Genomic DNA, 23831 nt, shown 5'->3' on the forward strand with positions numbered 1-23831 from the left:
TCGCGACAACAACTCCGCCTACTAGGCGCTTACCGATGAAAGCGCTAACATAGCGCCCTCTTGTCACAAGCCATGGTGTGCTAACCCCGATGAATGCTTTGGAATGGCGTGTTGCCTTTTCACTTGCGGCTGTTTATGCCGTGCGAATGCTGGGTTTATTTATGATTTTACCAGTGTTTGCGCTTTATGCTCACACTTTACCGGGATCGACTGATTTACTTGCAGGGATCGCTATTGGCATTTACGGATTAACTCAAGCGATGTTCCAGATTCCGTTGGGCATTGCCTCTGATCGTATTGGCCGCAAGCCAGTCATTATCGGTGGCCTCTTAGTCTTTGCCTTAGGGAGCATGATTGCTGCTCTGTCAGACTCGATCGAACTGATTATTGTTGGGCGTACCTTACAAGGCATGGGGGCGGTTGCCGCCGCAACCATGGCTTTAGCCGCTGATTTGACCCGCGAAGAAAACCGCTCTCGCGTCATGGCTTTTATTGGCATGACGATTGGCTTCTCCTTTATGGCCGCGATTATTTTAGGGCCCATCCTTTACACACATGCAGGGATGTCAGGCATTTTCTGGTTTACCTTCGGCTTAGCACTTTCAGGGATACTGTTAATCCTATTTGCTGTACCGACTCCACTCCATATTCGTGCCCATCGTGATGCAGGGATTATCAGTGATTACCTGCTAAAAGCTCTGAAAAATCCTGCCCTATTACGCATGAATGCGGGGGTATTTGCTTTACATTTAGTCATGACGGCCAATTTCCTAGTCATTCCTAGTTTATTTAAAGACGAACTTGGTTTAGCAACGCTGAATCATTGGCAAGTATATTTGCCCGTATTTTTAGTGGCTTTTATTGGGTCTATTCCTTTAATTATTGTGGCTGAAAAGCGTCATAAAATTAAACCCATGCTGTTGGGCGCAATTGCCCTATTAGTCGTTGCAGAAATTTTCCTAGCTTTGGGTTATGGCTCTAGCTACTCACTCTTAGCTGCCTTTTCCTTATTCTTCCTCGGCTTCAACTTTTTGGAAGCGATTCAACCCTCTCTAGTCGCTAAATACTCCACTGTTGAAACCAAAGGTACGGCGATGGGGATTTATAACAGCACGCAGTTTTTAGGGATTTTTGTTGGGGGTGTACTAGGCGGCTGGGTCAATCAACAGTGGCATGCGGCTGGGGTATTCTGGTTCAGTGCTTTAGTAGCAGCAATTTGGTTAATCATCACGCCAAAGCTACCCGCTCCAAGCTTCTATACGAGTCGAGTCGTGCGCTTCACGGCTACTGTTACAGACTGGGAATCAATGTATCAGGCACTGCAAAAAGTGCGCGGTATTTACGAAGTAGCGATTGTCGCTGAGGAGCAAGTTGCTTATCTGAAAGTGGATAAAAAAGAACTCGACGAACAGGGGCTTCGTGCAATTTTAGGGGCAGCCGCGTAAAATTAGCCGTCATACCTCAAGAAAGGACAGAACATGGCACGCGGAATTAATAAAGTTATTTTGGTGGGCACGCTTGGACGCGACCCAGAAACCAAATACATGCCAAGCGGTGGCGCAATCACAAATGTCAGCATCGCTACCAGTGAACAATGGAAAGATAAAAACTCCGGCGAGCGCCAAGAACGCACAGAATGGCATCGAGTGGTTTTTTACAACAAACTAGCGGAAATTGCTGGTCAATATCTACGCAAAGGCCAGCAGGTTTATGTGGAAGGCCGCTTACAAACCCGTAAGTGGCAAGGTCAAGACGGTCAAGACCGTTACACTACTGAAATCATTGCCGACGAAATGCAAATGCTTGGCGGACGCGCGGAAGGTGGTAGTGCAGGTGAATTTAATGCTCCACCTGTATCGGCTACCAATAGCAGTTCAGGCAATTATGGTAGTGGTCGTCCCTCTACGCCACCAGCTAACACTAATTCAGCTCCAGCAGGTCGCAATGACTTTGAAGACTTTGATGATGATATTCCGTTCTAAAGAAATGGCTATCAATTAGAACTTCTAAAGCCTAGTTTTAAACTAGGCTTTTCGAGTGTACTTAACGCAAAAACTGTTTCAAGACTTCTCTAAACTCAGGCGTATTCGCTTGCCCCAACCACTCAAAGGCCACCATTTCTCGACTCACGATTTCAGCACCATTTTGGCGCATCCGCTCTAAAGCTAGGATTTTATCTCTTGGCTTACGCGAGCCTACCGCATCTTCCACGACAAATACTTGTAAGCGTTGGGCGAGTAAATCCAGCACCGTTTGCTGCACACAAACATGCGCTTCTGTACCCACTACCACCCACTGTTGATGGTGTGCATTCGCGTGTTTGAGTAGCTTGCCCTCTGTGACTGCTGAGAAATGAATTTTTTCAATGATAGTGCTGTCGTCGGACAAACGCGCCCTTAAATTGGCTTCAGTGAAGCCTAAACCTTGCGGATATTGCTCCGTTGCTAGTACGGATATGTTTAAATTTTTTGCCACATCGACTAACCAAGTGGCATTTGCCAATACCACCTCACCCTCACAAATTGCTGGCAAGAGGCGAGTTTGTAGATCAACGACCAACAAGACTGAATCTAGAGCTTGAATACGCATACTGGGCTTTTCTCCCGAATTTAGACTGAGTTTGCAGGCCAGTTTAGACACTAATTAAGGCGATTACAGCCGCTAATGAGACATTGATCTATAATTAGGCTCGCATAGCAGCCTTGAGTTAATAGATATTCTAGGCTTATCTGGGTACACTCACGCCCTAATAACTGAAAGCATCGTTAGTTTTACTGGCTCAGTCTTAGCCGTAGAGGACGCTATGGATTTCCAACAATATATCCGCAAACTTAGTGAGCATCAGCCGTTTAGTCAGGCTGAAATGACTGATGCTATGCGCATTATTATGACCGGCCATGCTACACCTGCACAGGTGGGGGCTTTTCTGATGGGTTTACGCTTGCGCGGTGAAACGGTTGAAGAAATTACCGCAGCCGCCAGTGTCATGCGTGAATTAGCCACCCCAGTCAAGATAAGTCGAGATTATCTCGTGGACACTTGTGGTACGGGCGGCGACTCCTCCGGTACGTTTAATATTTCGACCGCAAGTGCTTTTGTGGCTGCTGCTGCGGGTGCTCGTGTGGCTAAGCATGGCAATCGTTCGGTGTCGAGTAAATCAGGTAGTGCGGATGTACTGGAAACGGCAGGCATTAATTTAGAACTGAATGCGGAACAGGTCACAGCTTGTATTAATGAAGTGGGTGTGGGTTTTTTATTCGCACAAAAACATCATAATGCCATGAAGCATGCGATTGGCCCACGCCGTGAATTAGGAATTCGCACGATATTTAATCTACTCGGTCCACTCACCAATCCTGCAGGTGCACCCAATCAGGTCTTAGGCGTTTTCGCTAAAGAATGGGTACGTCCAGTGGCTGAGGTTCTGCAAAAACTGGGGAGTCGGCATGTACTGGTAGTGCATTCATCAGATGGTTTAGACGAAATCAGTATCGCTGCACCGACTTATATCGCTGAAATGAAAAATGGCGAAGTCAGTGAATACACACTTACACCTGAAGATGTCGGTTTACCTACCGCTGCTTTAGATGAATTAAAGGTTGCGACCGCAGCTGAGAGTTTAGCTATGATTCGCCGTGCTTTGAGTAACCAGTCCAGTGTTGCGAGTGATATTGTGGCTTTAAATGCAGGCGCTGCTATTTATGTAGCCGGTTTAGCTAGTAGCCATGCAGAAGGTGTCAAACAAGCTCAAACTGTGATGGCGGATGGCAGTGCATTAGCGCGCTTGCAGCAGCTCGCCCATTTTAGCCAGCAATTTCAGCCTATTTAAAGAAGGAACTTAGGATGAGTCAAACCGATATTTTACAAAAAATCCTTCAGACCAAACAACAGGAAGTAGCCGAGCGCTCTGTACGACTTAGCCTTGCTCAACTTAAAGAATTAGCGACCACGGCTGATCCCGTACGCGGTTTTCTAGGCGCTATGCAAGCTAAGCTTCAAGCAAAGCAGGCTGCAGTGATTGCTGAAATCAAAAAAGCCTCACCCAGTAAAGGGGTGATTCGTGCAGACTTCGACCCACCCGCCATTGCGCAAAGCTATGCACAAGCAGGGGCAGCCTGTTTATCGGTCTTAACCGATACGCACTATTTTCAGGGCCATGAAGATTATTTAAAAGCGGCACGCGCTGCTTGTACGCTCCCAGTGATTCGGAAGGATTTTATAATTGATTCTTACCAAATTTATGAAGCACGTGCGATTGGGGCTGATTGTATTCTCTTGATTGTCTCAGCCTTGAATGATCAGCAATTAAATGAACTGTATGCGCTTGCCACTGAACTGGGTATGGATGTACTTATTGAAGTGCATGACCGTGCTGAACTGCTACGTACCCTGCCCTTAAATGCGCCACTGATTGGGATTAATAATCGCAATTTGCGCACTTTTGTGACCTCATTGCATACCACTTTAGATTTACTCGCTGATGTACCCGCAAACACTTTATTAGTGACTGAAAGCGGCATTCATACTCAAGCTGATGTGCAACTTATGCGTGAGCATCAAGTGCATGCTTTCCTAGTTGGTGAGGCTTTTATGCGCGCGCCTGATCCGGGTGCTGAATTGGCACAATTATTTTTTCATCCGGTTCAACACTAACCGCTTTATTAGACAATAACTCAAGGCTGCTAGCATGTTAACGCATCCACAATTTGATCCTGTTGCTCTCAGTATTGGCCCGCTGAAAATTCATTGGTATGGGCTAATGTATGTAATTGGCTTTTTGGGCTTTTTAATGCTTGGTAAACAACGCGCCCGCCAACCGGGTAGCTTATTCAAGCCTGACCAAGTCGACGACATGATGTTTTGGGGTGCGCTTGGTGTCGTACTCGGTGGGCGTGTGGGTTATATGTTCTTTTATAACTTCAAGTCGTTCTTAAGCGATCCACTTTCCTTCTTCCAAGTTTGGGATGGGGGTATGAGCTTTCATGGTGGTTTACTGGGTGTAACCTTGGTGATGTTTTTACTCGCCCGCAAATGGAAGATTAACGTACTGAGCCTAGCTGACTTTGTTGCCCCGCTGATTCCGATTGGTTTAGGTGCAGGGCGCATTGGCAACTTCATTAATGGTGAATTATGGGGTCGCACCACTGACGTGTCTTGGGGCATGGTTTTTCCTCAAGCGGACTCGCTGCCGCGTCATCCCTCACAACTTTATCAAGCCTTTTTTGAAGGTTTAGTGCTCTTTACAGTGCTATGGATTTTTATCCGTCAGCCTCGCCCTACCGGTGCGGTCACTGGCTTATTTTTAGCACTATATGGGTCATTCCGCTTCTTTACAGAATTTTTCCGTGAGCCAGATATTCAACTAAAGTTCGTGGCTTTTGATTGGCTCACTCAAGGCCAACTGCTGAGTATTCCAATGATTTTAGCGGGTTTAGGCTTAATAGTTTGGGCTTACAAACAGCGCGCTTAAGGTAGTTTAACCCTCTGTCGCTTGTAGCGGGGTTGTTAAAATTAGTTGGTAAAAGGCCAAATCTAACCAGCGCTCAAACTTAAAACCAGCTTGTTGAATAGTTCCTGCATGCAAAAAACCTAAACTTGCATGCAGGGCAATACTCGCTGCATTCTGCGCATCAATCCCAGCGATTAATAGATGATAATTTTGTGCCTCAGCCTCCTGAATCAGTGCTTGCAATAAACGTTTTCCTAAGCCTTGACCACGCTGTTCAGGATGCACATAGATCGAATGCTCGACACTGTATTTATACGCAGGATACGGGCGAAAACTGCCATAGCTCGCGAAGGCTAACAACTTGCCATCTTGTTCTAAACCTATCACTGGAAAATGCCCAAGTCTCTTCGCTTCAAACCACTGCTGCATAAAACTGAGCGTGCGGGGCTGATACTCATATAAGGCAGTTGAATGAGTAATGACATGGTTAAAAATTTCCAGAATGCTGACTGCATGTAGCTCATAGTTACAGCGAATTAATTCAGGCATGGTAAGGAATCCGATAAAAGGCCGTGAAAATGCTCACGTATTAAACAAAACTGTCATGCAAATCGTTTAAGATGTACTAAACTCTTGGCATGAATTGACAGAGGATGGCCTTCAAGCCGGAACGTGAAGGTGGAGGAGATTTCTACCAGAATAAACGTTGGAGGGTCATTCTCTGTCAGTTTCTCTCTAACTGCTCTCTTTAAGCTTTTGGTGGATTAAAGCAAGCCATTAACTCAGCTAATAAGCGTGATACTTCACCTGTCATCAAGGTAAATTCAATATCTTTACGCTCTTCATAAGACTGCGGATCTTGCTCGTTCAACTGCTCATCAAAGACATCCAAAAATTTCAGACGTTTAATCTGCAAACTCTCAGTCAAGACAAAACTTAAACGCTGATCCCAAGTCAACATCAACTTAGAGACCAATTTACCACTGGCGAGGTTTGACTTAACTTCTTCAGTGAGCAACTCATGCTTTTTGAATACAGCGACACTTTGATCATCACCTTGGCTACGCAACTCACATTCTTCACCCAGTTCAAATTTGGGCGGTAACACACCTTCAGTGAGCCAATGGGTCATTAAGAACGTCGGGCTATTACTCGTTTCTGGAGCCACAATTGGCAGGCCATCCATCGATTTACGCAGCAAGGCAGTTAAACGCTCTGCTTGAGTCGCTGAAGCGGTATTCACCACTAGCCATAGCCCATTCGGGTCAATCCAAGCATCTAGTTGACGAGTGCGGGTAAAGGCTTGAGGGAGTAATTCAAATTCGATTTGCTCACGCATATCCTTCTTTTCACGGCTGCTGAGCTTACGATTTTCTTTTTCTTGCAGTTCACTGACACGCTCGTCTAACTCCTCTTTGACCACAGCAGAGGGCAACATGCGTTCTTGATGTGCCATACTAATCCAGATATAGCCATTGGCCGCATGCACCAAAGATGCAGATTGCTTACCCAAAGGCGCGACCCAACCACTGCTTTCGCGTTGGTCTTTTAAACAAGGAATAAAAGATCGGACTGTTAATTGCTCATGCAAAGCTTCTGCCGTTAAGGGAAAAACTTGCTGCAGTTTATAGAGATAGAGATTTTTGAACCACATGTCCTTTGCACTCACGCCGCTATCAAGGCGGCGATTATGCAGGAAAGCTTAGGCTCAAACAAATGGAACTGCACCGAATCCTGACCAAGGATTATTCACCCCAAACCAGCGGCTAGCTAAGGTACCGTACACTGCACGGAAATCGGTGGTCATATAGAGGTTACCATCGCCATCTAAATCTTTTAGCCGCGGATTCTCCCCAAATACGCGTCCACCAGAGACACGCCCGCCCATGACTAATTGTACCGAAGCTGTACCATGATCAGTGCCACCACCACGGTTTTCTTGCACACGGCGTCCAAACTCAGAGTAGGTCATAACAATCACATCATCCCAGCGCCCATGCTGCTTCATGGTTTCGCCGAAAGAATTGAGAGCCGCAGCCAATTCAAATAGCAGATTATTATGCACATTGATCTGGTTGGCATGCGTGTCATAGCCACTATGCTCGACTTTATACACGGCCGTATCGACATTATTTAAAATCATCTGCGCAACTGATTCTAGTTTACGACCTAATACACTTGTTGAAAAACCAGCCAAATGTTGCGGATTGGACATTTTTTCTCTTAATTGCTTACCAGCATCATGTAATTGATGTTGAATATTTACCACATGCCTTAAAGCTGGACTACCACGATCAGTCGGCTGAATGTCCTCAACCAAATCAACTTGACTCAAAAACACTTGGGGACTTTGCATCGCAATTGTATGACAATCTTTGCCCGCCATAGGGCCTAAGCCTTCGCCGAGGATAATACCGTGTAAACCTTGCTTATATTGGGGTAAAACTTGGGCTAACCAACCGATTTCTGAATGCTCGAAAGCACTCGTGGCTGTCTCCCAAATATCGCTAGAACGAAAATGAGATAAGACACCATGCGGATAGCCAACGCCCTGAATCCAAGCTAAATCACCCTCTTCCCACCAACGGCGCAAACTGGTCATGTAAGGATTAACTGACATGCCATTATCCAATGGAAATTCTTTTAACTTATGCTCAGGAACTTTGGCAAGAGAACGGTATTTGGCATACTGTGAATAATCACGTTGTGGAACAAGGGTATTTAAACCATCATTGCCACCTGCCAATTTAATCAGCACAACCGCTTTCTGACGCTTGGAACTGGAAACTAATTTTTCGCTGGCTTCAGTCTTATTTTTTGTTTTACGCTCTGCTGCCCAAGCCAGCTCTGGCAACAGTCCAGCTGCAGGCAACGCGCCCGCTAGCTTCAAAAAACCACGTCTATTCATAAAACCCCTCAAAACCTCATTTTACACAAGTGCCCACTTATTATTTTTTATCAAGCACTACCCACAGACTCAAACGTATCATCAAGAAACTTGGAAAGCCGGGTCAAGCATTAGTGCATTGGCTAAGCGTCGATTTCCAGGAATATCGGGTAATTTATTAACGGGTGGTACGGCCAGCATCCACTCCAGCATTTCTTGCTGATTTTTTGGCGGTAAGCGTAAACCAGTATCAACTCGGCGATTTAAATTACCCCGTGAAACTTTGGACAAATAAGAAGCACGTACTAATAAAGTTTGTGTACTAATCCAATGCTCACCTCCTAGCCACCCACGCACATTCGGCGGATCAAATAACTGTTGTCCCATTAAACGGCATAGATTGACCATTTCACCAATACTTTCGCGAGGATAATTGGCCATGCGCACTGTACCAATCAATAATTCCACGGGTGACTTTACTAAAGTACCACGACTACTTGACTCCCAGAATTGGGGACTATTAAAAACTGCGCGCAACAAAGCTTTAATATCATAATCCGCACGGCGAAATTGAGCTGCTAAGGACTGTACTGTAAGTTTATCTGGGCGATTACCACTGACAAACTGCTGCCATACCCTTTCAACTAAGCGCTCTGAGGTTTTTGGATGCTCAACAAGCATATCAATTAACTCATCACCACTAAAAGCGCGTGTCCGACCTAAGACGGTAACCGGACTGCCATCATGTTGATCCGCATTGAAAACATAATTACCGCTTTGGTCAACGCCCCAACCAGTAAATACCTTTGCTACCGCTTTTACATCCGCTTGTCCGTATTCGCTCGAACCTACGGTAAAAAGCTCCAATAATTCTCTAGCAAAGTTTTCGTTCGGGCGTCCCTTAACATTCTCATAGCCATCTAGGTAAACCAACATCGCTGGATCACGGGCGACTGCCTTAAGCAAGTTACGGAAATTACCCAAAGCATGCTGACGTAACATCAGATTTTGCTTATGTAGTAAACTAGGTTGTAAGGTTTTTTGAATCGAAGAAGGGAAATAATTATGCCAAAACAAGGTCATACGCTCAATAAATGGCGACGAACTTAGTAGCATTTGTGCAATCCACCAACCCTGTAAGTGTTTACCTTCGGTTTGTGCGATTGACCAAGCATCTTTACGACCTTCAGCGCTAATATCGCGCATTGGCTCCAACTTGTGCCACGGAGTAAACGCGGGAGCGGGTCTAATTGGTGCAGGCGCAGGATTTAAGACGACTTCAACCGCCTTTTCCCGAGTTAACCCCTCCAATTTTTTAACGCTATCCCACTCTACACCTAGCCCTGTGCGGGACACAAGATGACGAGCCTCACTGAATGTGAGCATGTTCATAGGCAACCATCATCAGCAACAGTAGAAATTAAGCCCATTAAGAATAACACTATTCTTTTACACGAAACTGTTTAAATATTAACCATTTCGTGCAAAATACAGTCGAAAAACTTATTGAAGCCCCGTTTTTTTAAAAATGTATAAAAATCAATCTATTTACGAACATTAACTACGGCTTTAAGTCTAGCTAAAGCCGTACTAGCTTGTTATTTTTAGCGACTAACGGACTTTGCTTTTAATTTATGCTACCTATATTATTTTTAACTGCATTCGCCAGTTGGTGCACTGCCATTGCATAGTAATTGCTGTGATTATAGCGGGTAATCACGTAAAAGTTGTTGTAACCAATCCAAGGCTCCTTGTAGCCACCTGGTACGGTGGATAAGGCCAACAAATGGGTTCTTGAGGTATTACTCCAGCGACCATGCTTTGGAGCGACTCCAATTTGTGCTAATTGTCCTGGAGAATACTTAACTTTAAAACCATCTGGAACCCGCGCATAATCATTAGAAGAAACATCCGCAGGCACTGCTACCTCTTGCCCGTTACGCCAGCCATGTTGAGCAAAATAATTAGCAATACTGCCAATAGCATCCACCGGATTCCATAAGTCTTTTACACCATCACCATCAAAATCAACAGCATAACCATGGAAACTGCTAGGCATAAATTGCCCATAACCCATCGCCCCTGCATAAGACCCTTTAGGTGCTAAAGGATCCATCCGTTCAGTACGAGTCATCAACATATAATCGGCTAATTCTTCAAAGAAAAAATCGCTGCGGCGTTGATTGGTTAAAGCCGAAGTAGTGAGCGCATCAATCACACGGTGCTTGCCTAAAATACGCCCCCAACGTGTTTCAACACCCATAATCCCAATAATATACTCCGGATCAACCCCATATTGTTGGTGTGCCCTCTGTAAATGCCCCGCATATTGACGCCAGAATTGTGTACCCTTTTGAATATTGGCTGGAGTTACAAATTTAGAACGATAACTATACCAACCACCAGGGCTACTAGCAGATGCAGGACTGGCCCAAAGCCTTGCTACTTCGTCGCGATTACGTACTTGTGAAAAAACACCCAATAAATAATTACGGTTAAACCCACGAGCTGACATTTGCTCAATGAATGACAGTAAACGTGGATCACCTGCAAAATCGCCCGTCAAGGAAGTCGCATAGTAATTACCTACTCCCTTACCGCCATAAGTGACAGATACAGGGCCTGAGCCTTGCTGAGTTTTGGCATAAGCTGGTTGCTGATGTGTATGTTTACGCGGTTGCCTTTGTGTTTGTGCACGTTGTTGCTTCTGAGCTTGTTGCCGATCCCATTCTTGCTGACGCAGTTGACGTAATTGCGCCAAACGTTGCTGAGCCGCCGAGACTTTTTTCGGTTGACTACTAGCAGTTGATTGAGTTGGACGAGCAGGTGCACGTACCACCGTTGGTTGTTCAGTTGTTTGCTTAGGGGCGGTGCTATCCACACTGACTGTCTCATTTGCGTTTTGTGGTGTTGCTGTACAGCCACTTAAAACTCCAAAACAACTGGTCAACATGACGCCACCTAACCATAAACGACCTGCTTTCATCCACTACTCCTTTATTGATTTAATTCATTGTCAATGCGTGCTCTTCTGTGAAGCACTGGCTAAATTTAGTTAGTAAAATTCATAAAATTAGGAACCTCTTCCGCCACTGGTGGCATTTGATTAGCGACTGCATCCCCGACCGTCACTGGATCAGGTGAGCTAAAAGAAGGAAAACGCCAACCACCGGGCATATAGCCCAAATCATGCGGCGCATTAATCATTTTATCCCACATATCCGAAGTCTGATCAGTATAAAAATCAGGCCAAATATAGCGCGTATCACCCCAAGATTTAGTTTCTTTTTTTACTTGTGGAGCTGGGGCAGGTTTCGGACCTGGCATAGCAGGTTGACTCGAATTATAAGGACTGGTGTAAGTGTAACTAGGGGTAGCAGTAGGCATCGAATTTATATAAGGTGTTCTTACTGGTGCATTATTGGGATAAACTGCATAGGGTACTGGCAACGACTGTACATAGTAGGGATTCTGCATCGTATAAGGATACATTGTATAATTTGGCGAGAATGGATAATAAGCGCTGTTAGGAGCCAATGTAGGATAAGCAGGTGTTGGACTCATAGGAAAACTGTAGTTGCCCTGAGCGAAAGCACTGCTAGCTAAGCTAAACAGCAACAGCCCTAAATTAATTTTGTGCATGGTATGGAATTCCTCGATAAATGGCTATTAACAGCATAACAGAGGTAATAAACTGTAAGCTTAGCTATTACCCGCCCTTAAGTATTACTTTTTAAGAAAAAACCGCAGCCTAAGTTAAAAATTATTAATTATTTGGACAGATCACTATCCTATGGTTAATAAACCGGACAGGAACCCAACAGATACATTAGCGGAATTAGTATAACGATCTTTTACCAAAACACTATTCGCAAATAGCGCGCATTGCCCATTAGTGCTCATCCTATCAATTGGTATTGATTAGCTCAAAGCTAGTTTGATTAAACCAAATCCATTTATAATAGACCATTAATCATTTTCATCTAGTTCCGCATTCCAGCCTAATGCACGCGCTTTTGCCATAGCATGCGCGTGAATTTTTTCATGGCGTTGCTGCAACTCTGGTGGTAGGCGACTGGGTAAATGCCCGTACTTTGACCATTCTGCATGAACTTTTTCGTATAGGTTTTGTAACATTCCCGCGTTCCAGCCTGCACATTGCTCGGTTTCGGGTAGTATACCAAAAATCCACGCATCACGAATCAGCGTTCCTACTGGACTCATACCAAATTGTGCATCACTTTGTAAACCTGCGTATTGTCCGCTCATGGTGTTCCTGCGTTGAGTTTATTTAGTGAGACTAGCGAATAGCAAGGGCAATTGCTCCGGCAAGCGCTCTACCTGATCTACAATGGTGTAGTGGTTTTGCCCGAAGATACGTTTGACGTATTCGTCAGCATTGCGATCTAAAGTCAGGCAGTACGATAACACACCTTTGCTATACAGCTCTTCTACCGCTTTTTTAGTATCGAAACGTAGATGTTGTGGATCACGCTCATCAATATCGGCGGGTTCACCATCCGTGACCACCAGTAATAATTTTTTACGCTCGGGTTGCTTGAGCAGATGCTGCGCAGCATGGCGCATGGCCGCCCCCATACGAGTAGAAAGTTGCCCGCTCATTCCTGCCAAGCGTGCTTTGGTATCGTCGTTGAAATGATCTTTGAAGTCCTTGAAACGGAAATACTGCACATCATGACGACCATCCGAGGCAAAACCATGAATAGCGAATGGATCACCGATACCATGAATGGCGGTCGCGACCAAAGTGGCCGCTTCACGGGTTAACTCCAATACAGTCTTGTCGGAATCGCCCATTTTCTCATTCGTGGATTGCGATAAATCCAACAAAATCACTACGGCTAAGTCACGATTTTTAAGCACATTGCGCATAGTAATGCGAGTATCGGGTTGCATTCCCATGCGAATATCCACCATAGCATCAATAGCAGCATTTAGATCGATTTCATCGCCATCTTGCAGACCGCGCAGCCGTTGCACACCTGCTGGTTGTAGCAGATCAATAAGCTGTTTGATGCGAAACGCAATCGGACGATATTCAACTAGAATTTTGTCAATGCTTGCTGGATCAGCTTTCTTTGGGCGGCGTTCATAGAGCGTCACCCAATCAGGGCGGTACAGTTGTACTTGATAATCCCATTCTTGATAATGAAACGGGTCAGAGATAGGTTCCTTACCCCACATCTGATTGTAGCTGACCCCCTTATCCTCGTATGGGAAAAACTCAGTTGCACAAGTCCAAACTTCCTGCGCATCATCACCCGCCAGCTCACAATCGACCTCATTCGCCATTTCTATCGCGGAAACATATTTGCGTACCTGTCGTTGGCTAGTGGGCAAGTATTCAGCGCCATGTTCCCACGCAAATTCAGCATATTCCCAAACGAAACGGTTGTCATCCCGATAAGGGATACGGATATTTTCCAAAATCCGTAAGGAGGGTACATCGCGACGGTTGGCAAAAATATTAAATAACTCCAAGCCAATATGCCAAGCGAACATCCCATTCATCCTATTGCTTTCAATTTGGCTGTGAAATTTTTCTACTACTGTATCAAGGGCAAGGTCGCCGGTTTTATGACTAGACTCCAACAATGCAAAAGCAGTTTTTTCCAGCATTAGCAGGGTCGGATGTTCGGGTTGATCGCTGTATGTGATGCTTAAAAGCTTAACCCATAACGTCTTTAAACCGGGAAAGGCTGTTACCGCGTTATATTCAACTCTTGCATCTTCCGCCATCCCGATGAAAAACATTTGGGCAGGGGAAAGTTCCTGCCTATTAATGGCAGCTCGGGTATACATAATATGTGCTGCAAGATGGGCAGCGATAGCACGGAATAACTCCATCCCGCTAATACCCTGAATCTCATCTACAGCATCTGGCAAATGCAAGACCTGTGCTTGAATATAGGGGTGAAAGCCCCCTGCATCTGATGCAACTGGGCGTAAGAAGAAATCGCGTCCCCACAAAGCTCGCAGATAGAAATTGAGCTTACGCTGTACATCAATGAATAAAATGCCACGCCGCTCTTTCTGGATCATCGCTAGTGAATCTTGCGTTTCCAGATTAAAATATTTATGCAAGTTATTCAGGTCGCGGCGATAGGCCTCCGCACCAAACAAGGCCCAACGTCGCAAACCACCCAGCGTCAGTTTGCCAAGTAATTCATCAATATGATTGAGCATTGGACGTAAGCCACGCGGTGCTTTTGCTGAAATTTGGTGCAGCAATTGCAGGTAGGCTCGTACCAGTTGAGCATCTCCCAAACGCCTTGCAGCGGTTGGTAAACTGGCAAATACTAGAGCCACGACTTCACCAGAGACCATCGAAGCCAATTTCATAGCTGAAGTTAAGGCATCACGGATAATATCATCCCCACACTCCTTGACCACTGCGGGCATGTTTTCCAGATAGCTGAATACCAAATCGCTACCACGCCCGAGATTACACAGGCCTTTTCCACCTTCCATATAATCACTTAAGCCAGCAGGCGACATCATACGCGCAGCTTCGTGAAAAATAGAGTCAAGGGTTGCCAAACGTTCTGGGGCAGCTTTAGCTAGACAAACACGATAGGCTTCGAGGTTAAGGGTCATGGCATCACCTTGTTACTAGCTAAAGAATGTATTCACTGCTGCGTCAAGTGTATCTCGCATGTCTGGATCATCTGTCAGTGGACATACCAAGGTCATGGAGCAAGCTGCCAGCGGATTGACCCCTTTGCTTATCAATTGGCCTGCGTAGACTAGTAAGCGCGTTGAAATCCCCTCATCTAAACCATGTCCTTTGAGATTGCGCGCACGGTGGGCAATCTGTACCAGTTTTTCTGCAGTCTTACTATCAACACCCGTCTCACGCGCTACAATTTCAGTTTCAATCGCGGCGGCTGGATAATCAAAATCGAGTGCAGCAAAACGCTGTTTCGTAGATTGCTTTAAATCTTTCATTAAGCTTTGGTAACCCGGGTTATAGGAGATCACCAATTGAAAATCAGGGTGTGCTTCAACCATTTCCCCTTTTTTATCCAGCGGTAACTGGCGACGATGGTCAGTGAGTGGGTGAATCACGACTGTAGTATCTTGGCGAGCCTCCACTACTTCATCAAGGTAGCAAATTGCTCCTATACGAGCAGCTAATGTCAGGGGGCCGTCCTGCCATTTTGTACCATCTTTGTCCAGCAAGAAACGCCCCACTAAATCAGAAGCCGTCATATCTTCGTTACAGGCGACGGTAATTAGGGGACGGCCAAGCCTGTAAGCCATGTATTCGACAAAACGCGATTTGCCACAACCGGTTGGCCCCTTAAGCATGATGGGCATGCGCGCACTATAAGCCGCCTCATACAATTCGATCTCATTGGCGACCGGACGGTAAAACGGTTTATGTTTAACAGTGTACTGTTCGATGTTAGATGACATGAGAATGTCCTGTAGCAAGCCAAATGAAAAACCCCTGTCGTTGCCGGACAGGGGTTTTAGTATCCGGTTTTACCGGGTTAAGGCAAGGATGAACCCTTACATTTTACCCCGGTAGATAACCATGGATGCACCTTGTGATTGTGCGAAGTTGTCATAGCCAATCAAACGTACATGATGGTTTGGATTAGCTTTATGGCAGGCTTCAGCTTCAGCTAGAATCGCATCCACGTCAGTAGAACCAAACATAGGCAGTTTCCACATATACCAATAATGGTCGAAAGCATTTTCTACTTCGGTATGTTCAATCGCTGGATTCCAGCCCTTATTAACAATGTACTGTACCTGCTTACGGATTTGCTCATCCGTCATGGCAGGTAAGTACGAAAAGGTTTCAAATTTGCGGCTTGCCGGATCAGACAGGCGGCTTTTGTAATCTTGCATTTCACTCATGGTATCAACTCCAGAAAATTACTTGTGGGCTATGTCCAGCTTGTCAACAGTATCGAACTCGAACTTGATCTCTTTCCATGTTTCCATAGCGATTTTCAGTTCTGGGCTGGACGCGGCGGCACGTGTTAATACATCCTTGCCTTCTTTTTCGATAGCAATACCTTGGTTACGTGCTTCTACGCAGGCTTCTAAAGCAACACGGTTAGCCGCCGCACCGGCTGCATTCCCCCATGGATGCCCCAGTGTACCCCCCCCGAATTGCAGAACTGAGTTATCACCGAAGATAGTGACTAAAGCTGGCATATGCCATACGTGGATACCACCAGATGCGACAGCAAATGCACCAGGCATAGAACCCCAATCCTGATCGAAGAAAATACCGCGTGAGCGATCTTCCTTGATATAGCTGTCACGTAACAAGTCAATCCAGCCCAAGGTAGAGGCACGATCACCTTCAAGCTTGCCGACAACAGTCCCCGTATGCAGATGGTCACCACCTGATAAACGCAATATCTTAGTTAACACACGGAAGTGGATACCGTGGTGTGGGTTACGGTCAAGTACCGCGTGCATCGCACGGTGGATGTGCAACAACAAACCATTGTCGCGACACCAATTTGCTAGGCCTGTATTCGCGGTCAGACCACCAGTCAGATAGTCGTGCATAATGATGGGTGCACCGATGTCCTTAGCATATTCGGCACGCTTGTACATTTCTTCTGGAGTGGGTGCTGTCACGTTCAGATAGTGACCTTTGCGCTCACCCGTTTCGCGTTCAGCTTTCTCGATAGCTTCCATGACGAAATCAAAACGCTGCCTCCAGCGCATGAATGGCTGACTATTGACGTTTTCATCGTCTTTGGTGAAGTCCAGACCACCTCGTAAGCATTCGTAAACTGCACGACCGTAGTTTTTACCGGACAGACCTAACTTTGGTTTGATGGTACATCCGAGTAATGGACGACCATATTTATTCATAATGTCACGCTCGACCTCGATACCCTGAGGTGGGCCACCGCAAGTTTTGACATAAGCAATCGGGAAGCGTACATCTTCCAAACGCAAGGCGCGGAGTGCCTTAAAGCCAAATACATTCCCGACTAGAGAGGTCAAAACGTTTACAACAGAACCCTCTTCAAACAAGTCGATAGGGTAAGCCACAAACGCATAGAAGCAGGTGTCATCACCGGGGACGTCTTCAATGGCATAAGCACGACCTTTGTAATAATCCAGATCAGTTAACAGATCCGTCCATACTGTAGTCCACGTACCAGTAGAAGATTCTGCAGCAACCGCAGCGGCAACTTCTTCACGCGATACACCCGGTTGGGGAGTAACTTTGAAGCAAGCCAAGATATCAGTATCTTGTGGAACATACTCTGGAGTCCAATAGGTCTCGCGGTATTCTTTTACACCCGCGTTATAAGTTTTAACTGCCATGAAAGCCTCTCTAGCGAGATTAGTTAGGAAAATTTAGTTTACATAGCAAGCAAGCTTGCTCGAATCTTCCTAGTATTACAAAATGCTTATATAATTAAAACTCAATAATTGAATTAATAAACATAAGCAATGCTTATAGTTAAGGTGAACTTATGTCTTACTCCCTCAGTCAACTGCGAATTTTTGAAGCGGTAGCGCAGTATGAAAGCTACACACGAGCTGCTGAAAAGCTGTTTATGACACAGCCTGCCATTTCTATGAAAATTAAACAGATGGAAGAGGATAGCGGTCTTAGTTTGTTCGAGCGCCAAGGAAAAAAGATGTGCTTAACCGCGACTGGCCGTGAACTATTGCGCTATGCAAGCCGAGTACTACAAGCTCACAATGACATGTTAGGTGTTATGAAGGAATTAAAGGGTACTAAAGGCGGACATTTAATTATTTCAGTCGCAACGACAGCTAATTACTTTGTAGCACAGCTACTGGCGGAGTTTTCAAAAATTCATGACGATATTAATATTACCTTAGATGTTACTAATCGCCATCACTTACTTGACCAACTTGAAAACTATGAACCCGATATGGTTATTATGGGAGAACCTCCTAAAGGTTGTGGTTTACATTCACAACGACTGATGGAAAACCCATTAGTCGTCATCGCCACACCTACTCACCCTTTTGCACATACACCCCAATTACTTAGCTTAGAAACAGTGCTAGCTGAACGCTTTATTTTACGTGAAAAAGGTTCAGGTACACGTAGTGCCATTGAACGGCATATCCACAAATATAATACATCTTGTAAAAACACGATCGAGATGCGGAGCAATGAGACGATTAAACATGCTGTAGAAGCAGGCTTAGGGCTGGGTATTGTCTCATTACATACTATTCAACCAGAACTAGAAAGTGGGCGCTTAGTCATTTTAAATGTCGAGCATTTCCCGATCCGACGCTATTGGCATATAGTGATGCGTAAAAGTAAAAAGCTCTCCCCCATTGCACATGAATTTAGAAAATTTGTTCTGAAAGAAGCGCCCCGATTTATTCAGAAACCGCCCTCTGATTATGAAGCCTACTCTAAAAATAGCTTAGACTAGCGCAATCACAGCTCCTACTGACCAAAGATCTCAACAGACATGACGCACATTATAAATTAAACTTCCACACAATCGGTGCCAGCAAGCTGAATGTACTTACTTTAGAGAATATCCGAGCCATCTTTGATCTGAGTAGGTTGTTGCTAGAATCGCATCTTATTTTTTAGGTATAAAGCTTATGAATGAAACCAACCAAGCCCCTATTCCGCCCACCCCTAATGAATGTTGCGAAAGTGGTTGTGATCCTTGTGTTTGGGATATTTACTATGAAGATCTACGTAAGTGGCAGGAACAGCAGCAAGCGCAAGCAGAGGCCGACAAGGCAAGTAGTTCGAGTAGTTAATGTATTAAGTAGTTAAAATGCCGCACTTTGTCGCAAGCGGCATCAATAAATTGAGCATCGAACTATCGCTCTTCTTAGACTCCAGTGATAGTAGCGGCAAGACTTTAAGCACTTTGGATGACAATCACGCCCCGAATAGGGTATTGGCTGTGGTCATAGCTTAAGTACTTCTTTTGCAATCCTGCAAAGCGTGAATCCACTTCATCTGCAGAACATTTTTCATAATCAATACCTTGGCAACGCTGTACAATATATTGATCAGCTTGTGCCTCACTCACGAACTCGACTGCTCGTTTCCATAAACTACCTAGTAAGACAAAGTTTTTCATCGCTAAACTCACCTATTGTTATTTAAATCTATCTCCTTATATTGCTGCGTCGCAGCAATAATAAGCTAAGTTCAAATCCTCCCAAAAAATGCTGCACTGCAATAATAGACTCAGTGAACACCTGCTCAGTTCCAACAGATTTACTTAATTTTTAATTGGAGCCTATCCCTTCAGTCTAATAAGCGCACTCGCCAAGATTTGCTTTAATGGGGTCAAGCTCTTTACCACCAAGGCTCATTATGCGTCCTTCGCTGCTCAGTTCTGTATTAGATCAAGAATTTCTCGCTACTCTGCAAGGTAGCCATACCCCTGTCATGCTTTGGGGGCCACCCGGTGTCGGCAAATCACAGCTCGTGGCACAAGTGGGACAGCGGCATCATGTGCGGGTGATTGATATTCGTTTGTCGCAAATGGAACCTAGCGATTTACGCGGAATTCCGTTTCGTGAAGGAAATTTGGTGGAGTGGGCTATTCCCGCTATGTTACCCAATAAAGAACGCCACGGTGCACAGGGGATTTTATTTCTCGATGAAATTAACTCCGCTGTGCCGAGTGTCTCAGCGGCTGCCTATCAATTAATTCTAGATCGGCGCTTGGGTGACTATAGCGTGCCAGAGGGTTGGGCGATTTTTGCAGCGGGTAATCGTCAAGGTGATCGTGGTGTGACTTATACTATGCCTGCACCACTTGCGAATCGCTTTTCGCATTTTGAAGTGGAGCTAAATCTGGATGATTGGGTGGCTTGGGCTTACCAGCATCAGATCGATGAGCGCATTATTGGTTTTTTGCGCTTTCGACCTGAACTCTTATTCAAATTCGATGCGGCGCATAACCCAGTAGCTTTCCCAAGCCCGCGTTCATGGGAATTCGCGCATCGTGCCTTGCAAAAGTTTGCTAGTTCTCCTCCACTGCTCTTAAACACGCTCCAAGCCTGTGTTGGCTCAGCAGCAGGCATTGAGTTAAAAGCTTTCGTGGATCATTTGCACCAAATGCCTGACTTGGATGCAATTTTACGTGGCGAAAACGTAAAAACACCCAAAGAAGTAGACTTACAATATGCTGTGGCCTCAGCCTTAGTGGGACGGGCGATTCGCTCCAAACATAGCCCTGATGCGCTACAAGTCTATGGTCATATTTTGAATTACGCCAAAGTCTTGCCCTTGCGCGAAATGGGTGTGATGTTGGTGTCGGATTTATTGCGGGCAGTAGGTGATCCAATGTTTAGCGTACCGGAATTTGCGCCTTGGGCGGAAAGCATTGGCGATGTGATGCTCTATGGCTGACTTATCCCCCCAAGCCGTTGAAGATAAGCTGGTTACAGCGCGTACCCGTTTAATTTTGGATAGACCGTTTTTAGGTGCGTTGGTGTTGCGTTTGCCGTTGCAAGTAGCGAATCCAGCTTGGTGTCCGACCACCGGAACCGATGCGCGCAAGTTTTATTATAATCCTGCTTATATTGCCGAATTGCGTGCCGATGAATTGCAATTTGTGTTGGCACATGAAGCCTTGCATTGTGCTTTGGGGCATTTTGCGCGGCGCCAGCATCGGGTAAAACATCGTTGGGATTTGGCCTGTGATTATGCGATTAATCCAATTTTGGTCGAGGAAGGTTTGAAAGCGCCGCCCGGCATGATCCTGCTCAAAGAATATGTGGGGCTGACCGCTGAGGAGATTTATCCCTGCATTGCCGACAATGACCACTCAGAAACGCTCGATCAGCATTGGTACGATAAAGAAGATAACCCCAGCGAAAGTGGGCAAGATCAGCAAAGCAATCCACTCAATCAGCACAAACCTAAAGACAATACTGATCAGCCGCAAAATACGGATGTACAACAGGTGAGCGAAGCGAATGCATCCAAACCCAAACCCGAGCAAGCCGAATTTGAGCCAGTGGCTAATGGTGGACAACCTCCACCGCCGTTAACACCTCAAGAATCAGAAGAGTTGGCAGTTCAATGGCAACAACGCTTGGCGGGTGCGGCACAACAAGCCGAACAAGCCGGTAAATTAAGTAGCATTATGCAGCGTTTGGTGCAAGCGCATTTGCGTCCGCGTTTACAGTGGCGACATTTATTGGCGCATTATCTAACCGGCTTGGCGCGGGATGATTATAGCTACACCCGCCCGTCCACACGGCGCGGCAATCCAGCGATTTTCCCTAGCCTCAAAAGCCAACAATTACATGCGGTGGTGGTCTTGGATGTCAGTGGCTCGATTAGCGATACAGAACTGCAAGAATGCTTAACTGAAATTAATACGCTTAAAGGGCAAGTGCATGCACGTGTGACTTTATTAGCCTGTGATGCGGAAATCGTGAAAGGCTTTCCTTTAAGTTTCGAGCCTTGGGAAGAAATCACTTTGCCTGAAACTTTAGTGGGTGGCGGAACCACCGATTTTCGTCCCGTATTTGATTGGGTGAATCAACAAGATCAACAGCCAGATATTTTAATTTATTTCACCGATGCGGCGGGGTTATTTCCTAAAATAATGCCGAATTATCCGGTGTTGTGGTTGGTGAAGGGTGGGAGGGATGTGCCTTGGGGAGTTCGGGTGGGGTGGAATTGAGGGGTGTTTGTTGAGTCTCTGGCTAAAAATACTTTAAAGCAGCACAGGTAGGCTGTATAATTTTATAATGAAATTAGCGCCACTAAAATAGCACTTAAATACAATTTGTATATGCATATTTTTTATATATCTACTAATGATAAAAATAGTATTTTTAATTTATTTTAAGGACTAATATGTGGCAATGGATTTTTGAAAATAAAGAATGGTTATTTAGTGGGATATTAGTTGCTATCCCAACAATAATAATATCCTTCATTACCTTCATTAAAAAAAACAAAACCAATGATATATTAATTAACTCTGAACCGAGAGAGGAAAATATAGAATTTTATCCTGATCCTAGACTAAAAATTGAAAGACCCAAAGCGCATATAAATACCGAATACTATATTTTATTTAATACTTCTTTATTAAATAAAAACTCAATTCATAATGTAAAAGTTACTTTTAATTATTACTCAAATAAAAAGACACCATGCATCGCAACTATGTATGAAACTTTTGAAAAAGGTAAAGATTTCATTGTTAATCAGGTCGATAAGACACTATATGTAAGTGGAGAAGGCCTAATAGACTGGTCTGTCTGGATATTAAAAAAGAATACTATTGATAAAATAGAAATACTATATGGCAGCATGATATATCATGGAATAAAAGAAAATATTATAGGTAGTACGTCATTATTGCTTGTCAAAGTTGAAAAAGATTTTTGGCAAAAATATGAATCTCGTTATTATAATCAAAAAGATTTCTCTAAAGATATGCCTGTTATATCTGAGTTAATCAATAAAAAACAATCAACAATTATTGTGGATTTTCATGATTTAGCTAGTTTTAACTTTTTTGAAATATATGGCGAAGTAAAGAAAAGCCAAATGTAGTTTAGAGAAACTAAAAGATTTATAACTAATAAACTCACTAATAATTTTATGAATCTAATATTTTTAAACCTCTCTACATCACTAGCTCTGAGTGCTTACCTAAGTTTATGAAATTAAGACAGCTAGTATTTAATGGCTCTAATCCTGTATAATCTGTTGTACACAGTGCCTGTACAAAATATCTCTGTTTAAAGGCAAATCATGGATACAAAAAAACTGATACTCACTGCTAAATAAATCTCTAAAATTGAAGGAGAAAAAAACTCTCTTTCTTAATCCTAACGCTGTAATAATAAATCTCTTATTGGTTCTCAGTAATAATCCTACCAACTCACCCACCCAATATCCGAATAATTAAAGTCATCCCCTTTAAACAACAAAGGCTCACCCGTATAACGCGCTAGGGCATAAGAACAACAATCACCAACATTCAAAGCGGCTTTATGGCAACCTCTGCCAAATTTGCGCAAGTCTTCACGGGCTAATTGGGCTTGTTCGGGGCTTAAGCTAACGATTTCAATTTGTAAGCGATGCAATAATAAATCCAACTCGCGCCCACCAGCTTCTCCCGTGCGGGCTTCAATCACGATACTGCATTATAGCCCAAAATCTCATCAGTGCTACGCTGATCCAAGTCTGGCAAAGCACTGCAACGCTGAGAAATAGCCATCACCTCCTCGAAAGTATTGCTAGGCAAACGAGACCCCTTTAAGCGCTCCAACTTTTCCTCCAAAGCATCAATAATGACTTGCGTCAGACTTTTACCCGTTAAAACACCTACTTCTCGTGCTAACAGCTCAGCTCGCTCATTACGAATACTTAAAGGCATGATAAAACTCCGTATAGAATGCAGTAAAAATTATATACTCTATACAGAAAGTGTAAGGGGTCATGCACCAGAAGAGTTGAAAAACATCTGATTAATGAATTCGCCAATGACC

General features: G+C 44.6%; 25 protein-coding genes. 10 read left to right on the forward strand and 15 right to left on the reverse strand.

Going from position 1 to position 23831, the window contains the following annotated elements; translation table 11 throughout:
* Positions 1-89 precede the first annotated feature (89 nt).
* Together Q0307_RS14535 and ssb are read left to right on the forward strand one after the other, a co-directional pair.
* Positions 90-1445, forward strand: coding sequence for an MFS transporter (locus Q0307_RS14535; RefSeq protein WP_298661531.1), 1356 nt, complete (start codon positions 90-92; stop codon positions 1443-1445).
* A 33-nt stretch (positions 1446-1478) separates the two neighbouring features.
* On the forward strand, positions 1479-1982 hold the full coding sequence (ssb, locus tag Q0307_RS14540) for a single-stranded DNA-binding protein (protein WP_298661532.1): 504 nt from the start codon (positions 1479-1481) through the stop codon (positions 1980-1982).
* 61 nt (positions 1983-2043) lie between these two features.
* On the opposite strand, the gene Q0307_RS14545 is transcribed toward ssb, so the two are convergent.
* Entirely contained in the window at positions 2044-2589 is a 546-nt protein-coding gene (locus tag Q0307_RS14545) for an isochorismatase family protein (RefSeq protein WP_298661533.1), read from the reverse strand.
* Positions 2590-2803: 214 nt separating this feature from the next.
* Here Q0307_RS14545 and trpD point away from each other — a divergent pair, with 214 nt between their 5' ends.
* Genes trpD through lgt form a run of 3 tightly spaced genes read left to right on the forward strand, consistent with a single transcriptional unit; the run spans position 2804 to position 5470 of the window.
* A complete protein-coding gene (trpD, locus tag Q0307_RS14550) occupies positions 2804-3829 on the forward strand; it encodes an anthranilate phosphoribosyltransferase (protein WP_298661534.1) in 1026 nt (341 codons plus the stop codon).
* A gap of 14 nt (positions 3830-3843) precedes the next feature.
* Positions 3844-4653 (forward strand): indole-3-glycerol phosphate synthase TrpC, encoded by an 810-nt coding sequence (trpC, locus tag Q0307_RS14555; protein WP_298661535.1) that lies wholly within the window; start codon positions 3844-3846, stop codon positions 4651-4653.
* 34 nt (positions 4654-4687) lie between these two features.
* The gene (gene lgt / locus Q0307_RS14560) at positions 4688-5470 is read left to right on the forward strand and encodes a prolipoprotein diacylglyceryl transferase (protein WP_298661536.1); all 783 of its coding nucleotides are present in this window, start codon (positions 4688-4690) and stop codon (positions 5468-5470) included.
* Between the two features lie 6 nt (positions 5471-5476).
* Here lgt and Q0307_RS14565 read toward each other — a convergent pair whose 3' ends face one another.
* The 11 genes from Q0307_RS14565 to Q0307_RS14615 form a co-directional block, all read right to left on the reverse strand.
* Positions 5477-5998 (reverse strand): GNAT family N-acetyltransferase, encoded by a 522-nt coding sequence (locus Q0307_RS14565; RefSeq protein ID WP_298661537.1) that lies wholly within the window; start codon positions 5996-5998, stop codon positions 5477-5479.
* Positions 5999-6197: 199 nt separating this feature from the next.
* Positions 6198-7103 carry a recombination-associated protein RdgC gene (locus Q0307_RS14570; RefSeq protein ID WP_298661538.1) on the reverse strand — a complete coding sequence of 302 codons (906 nt, stop codon included), beginning with the start codon at positions 7101-7103 and terminating at the stop codon, positions 6198-6200.
* A gap of 54 nt (positions 7104-7157) precedes the next feature.
* Positions 7158-8357 (reverse strand): DUF1501 domain-containing protein, encoded by a 1200-nt coding sequence (locus tag Q0307_RS14575; protein ID WP_298661539.1) that lies wholly within the window; start codon positions 8355-8357, stop codon positions 7158-7160.
* An 81-nt stretch (positions 8358-8438) separates the two neighbouring features.
* On the reverse strand, positions 8439-9728 hold the full coding sequence (locus Q0307_RS14580) for a DUF1800 domain-containing protein (protein WP_298661540.1): 1290 nt from the start codon (positions 9726-9728) through the stop codon (positions 8439-8441).
* Positions 9729-9963: 235 nt separating this feature from the next.
* Entirely contained in the window at positions 9964-11322 is a 1359-nt protein-coding gene (mltB, locus tag Q0307_RS14585; RefSeq protein WP_298661541.1) for a lytic murein transglycosylase B, read from the reverse strand.
* 65 nt (positions 11323-11387) lie between these two features.
* On the reverse strand, positions 11388-11978 hold the full coding sequence (locus tag Q0307_RS14590) for a hypothetical protein (protein WP_298661542.1): 591 nt from the start codon (positions 11976-11978) through the stop codon (positions 11388-11390).
* A gap of 327 nt (positions 11979-12305) precedes the next feature.
* Positions 12306-12605 (reverse strand): hypothetical protein, encoded by a 300-nt coding sequence (locus Q0307_RS14595; RefSeq protein ID WP_298661543.1) that lies wholly within the window; start codon positions 12603-12605, stop codon positions 12306-12308.
* Positions 12606-12623: 18 nt separating this feature from the next.
* Positions 12624-14954 (reverse strand): VWA domain-containing protein, encoded by a 2331-nt coding sequence (locus Q0307_RS14600; RefSeq protein ID WP_298661544.1) that lies wholly within the window; start codon positions 14952-14954, stop codon positions 12624-12626.
* Positions 14955-14969: 15 nt separating this feature from the next.
* Positions 14970-15776, reverse strand: a complete 807-nt coding sequence (locus Q0307_RS14605) for a CbbQ/NirQ/NorQ/GpvN family protein (RefSeq protein ID WP_298661545.1) — start codon at positions 15774-15776, stop codon at positions 14970-14972.
* A 96-nt stretch (positions 15777-15872) separates the two neighbouring features.
* Positions 15873-16226 (reverse strand): ribulose bisphosphate carboxylase small subunit, encoded by a 354-nt coding sequence (locus tag Q0307_RS14610; protein WP_298661546.1) that lies wholly within the window; start codon positions 16224-16226, stop codon positions 15873-15875.
* 18 nt (positions 16227-16244) lie between these two features.
* The gene (locus Q0307_RS14615; protein ID WP_298661547.1) at positions 16245-17666 is read right to left on the reverse strand and encodes a form I ribulose bisphosphate carboxylase large subunit; all 1422 of its coding nucleotides are present in this window, start codon (positions 17664-17666) and stop codon (positions 16245-16247) included.
* A gap of 152 nt (positions 17667-17818) precedes the next feature.
* On the opposite strand from Q0307_RS14615, the gene Q0307_RS14620 reads away from it, so the two are divergent.
* Both Q0307_RS14620 and Q0307_RS14625 read left to right on the forward strand, forming a co-directional pair.
* Positions 17819-18766: a LysR family transcriptional regulator gene (locus tag Q0307_RS14620; protein ID WP_298661548.1), complete on the forward strand. Its 948-nt coding sequence runs from the start codon at positions 17819-17821 to the stop codon at positions 18764-18766.
* 178 nt (positions 18767-18944) lie between these two features.
* Positions 18945-19109, forward strand: coding sequence for an oxidoreductase-like domain-containing protein (locus tag Q0307_RS14625; RefSeq protein WP_298661549.1), 165 nt, complete (start codon positions 18945-18947; stop codon positions 19107-19109).
* Between the two features lie 104 nt (positions 19110-19213).
* On the opposite strand, the gene Q0307_RS14630 is transcribed toward Q0307_RS14625, so the two are convergent.
* A complete protein-coding gene (locus tag Q0307_RS14630; protein ID WP_298661550.1) occupies positions 19214-19438 on the reverse strand; it encodes a hypothetical protein in 225 nt (74 codons plus the stop codon).
* 239 nt (positions 19439-19677) lie between these two features.
* Between Q0307_RS14630 and Q0307_RS14635 the strand changes: the two genes are divergently transcribed.
* From Q0307_RS14635 to Q0307_RS14645, 3 genes are all read left to right on the forward strand, one after another.
* Positions 19678-20721, forward strand: coding sequence for a MoxR family ATPase (locus tag Q0307_RS14635; protein ID WP_298661551.1), 1044 nt, complete (start codon positions 19678-19680; stop codon positions 20719-20721).
* Positions 20714-22006: a VWA-like domain-containing protein gene (locus Q0307_RS14640; protein WP_298661552.1), complete on the forward strand. Its 1293-nt coding sequence runs from the start codon at positions 20714-20716 to the stop codon at positions 22004-22006. The genes Q0307_RS14635 and Q0307_RS14640 overlap by 8 nt, the downstream gene beginning before the upstream one ends.
* Before the next feature lie 176 nt (positions 22007-22182).
* Positions 22183-22890 (forward strand): hypothetical protein, encoded by a 708-nt coding sequence (locus Q0307_RS14645; protein ID WP_298661553.1) that lies wholly within the window; start codon positions 22183-22185, stop codon positions 22888-22890.
* 323 nt (positions 22891-23213) lie between these two features.
* On the opposite strand, the gene Q0307_RS14650 is transcribed toward Q0307_RS14645, so the two are convergent.
* Positions 23214-23477: a type II toxin-antitoxin system VapC family toxin gene (locus Q0307_RS14650; RefSeq protein WP_298661554.1), complete on the reverse strand. Its 264-nt coding sequence runs from the start codon at positions 23475-23477 to the stop codon at positions 23214-23216.
* Positions 23474-23719 (reverse strand): type II toxin-antitoxin system VapB family antitoxin, encoded by a 246-nt coding sequence (locus Q0307_RS14655; RefSeq protein ID WP_298661555.1) that lies wholly within the window; start codon positions 23717-23719, stop codon positions 23474-23476. The genes Q0307_RS14650 and Q0307_RS14655 overlap by 4 nt, the downstream gene beginning before the upstream one ends.
* Positions 23720-23831 lie beyond the last annotated feature (112 nt).

Source organism: uncultured Thiothrix sp. (assembly GCF_937873765.1).
Lineage (GTDB): Bacteria > Pseudomonadota > Gammaproteobacteria > Thiotrichales > Thiotrichaceae > Thiolinea.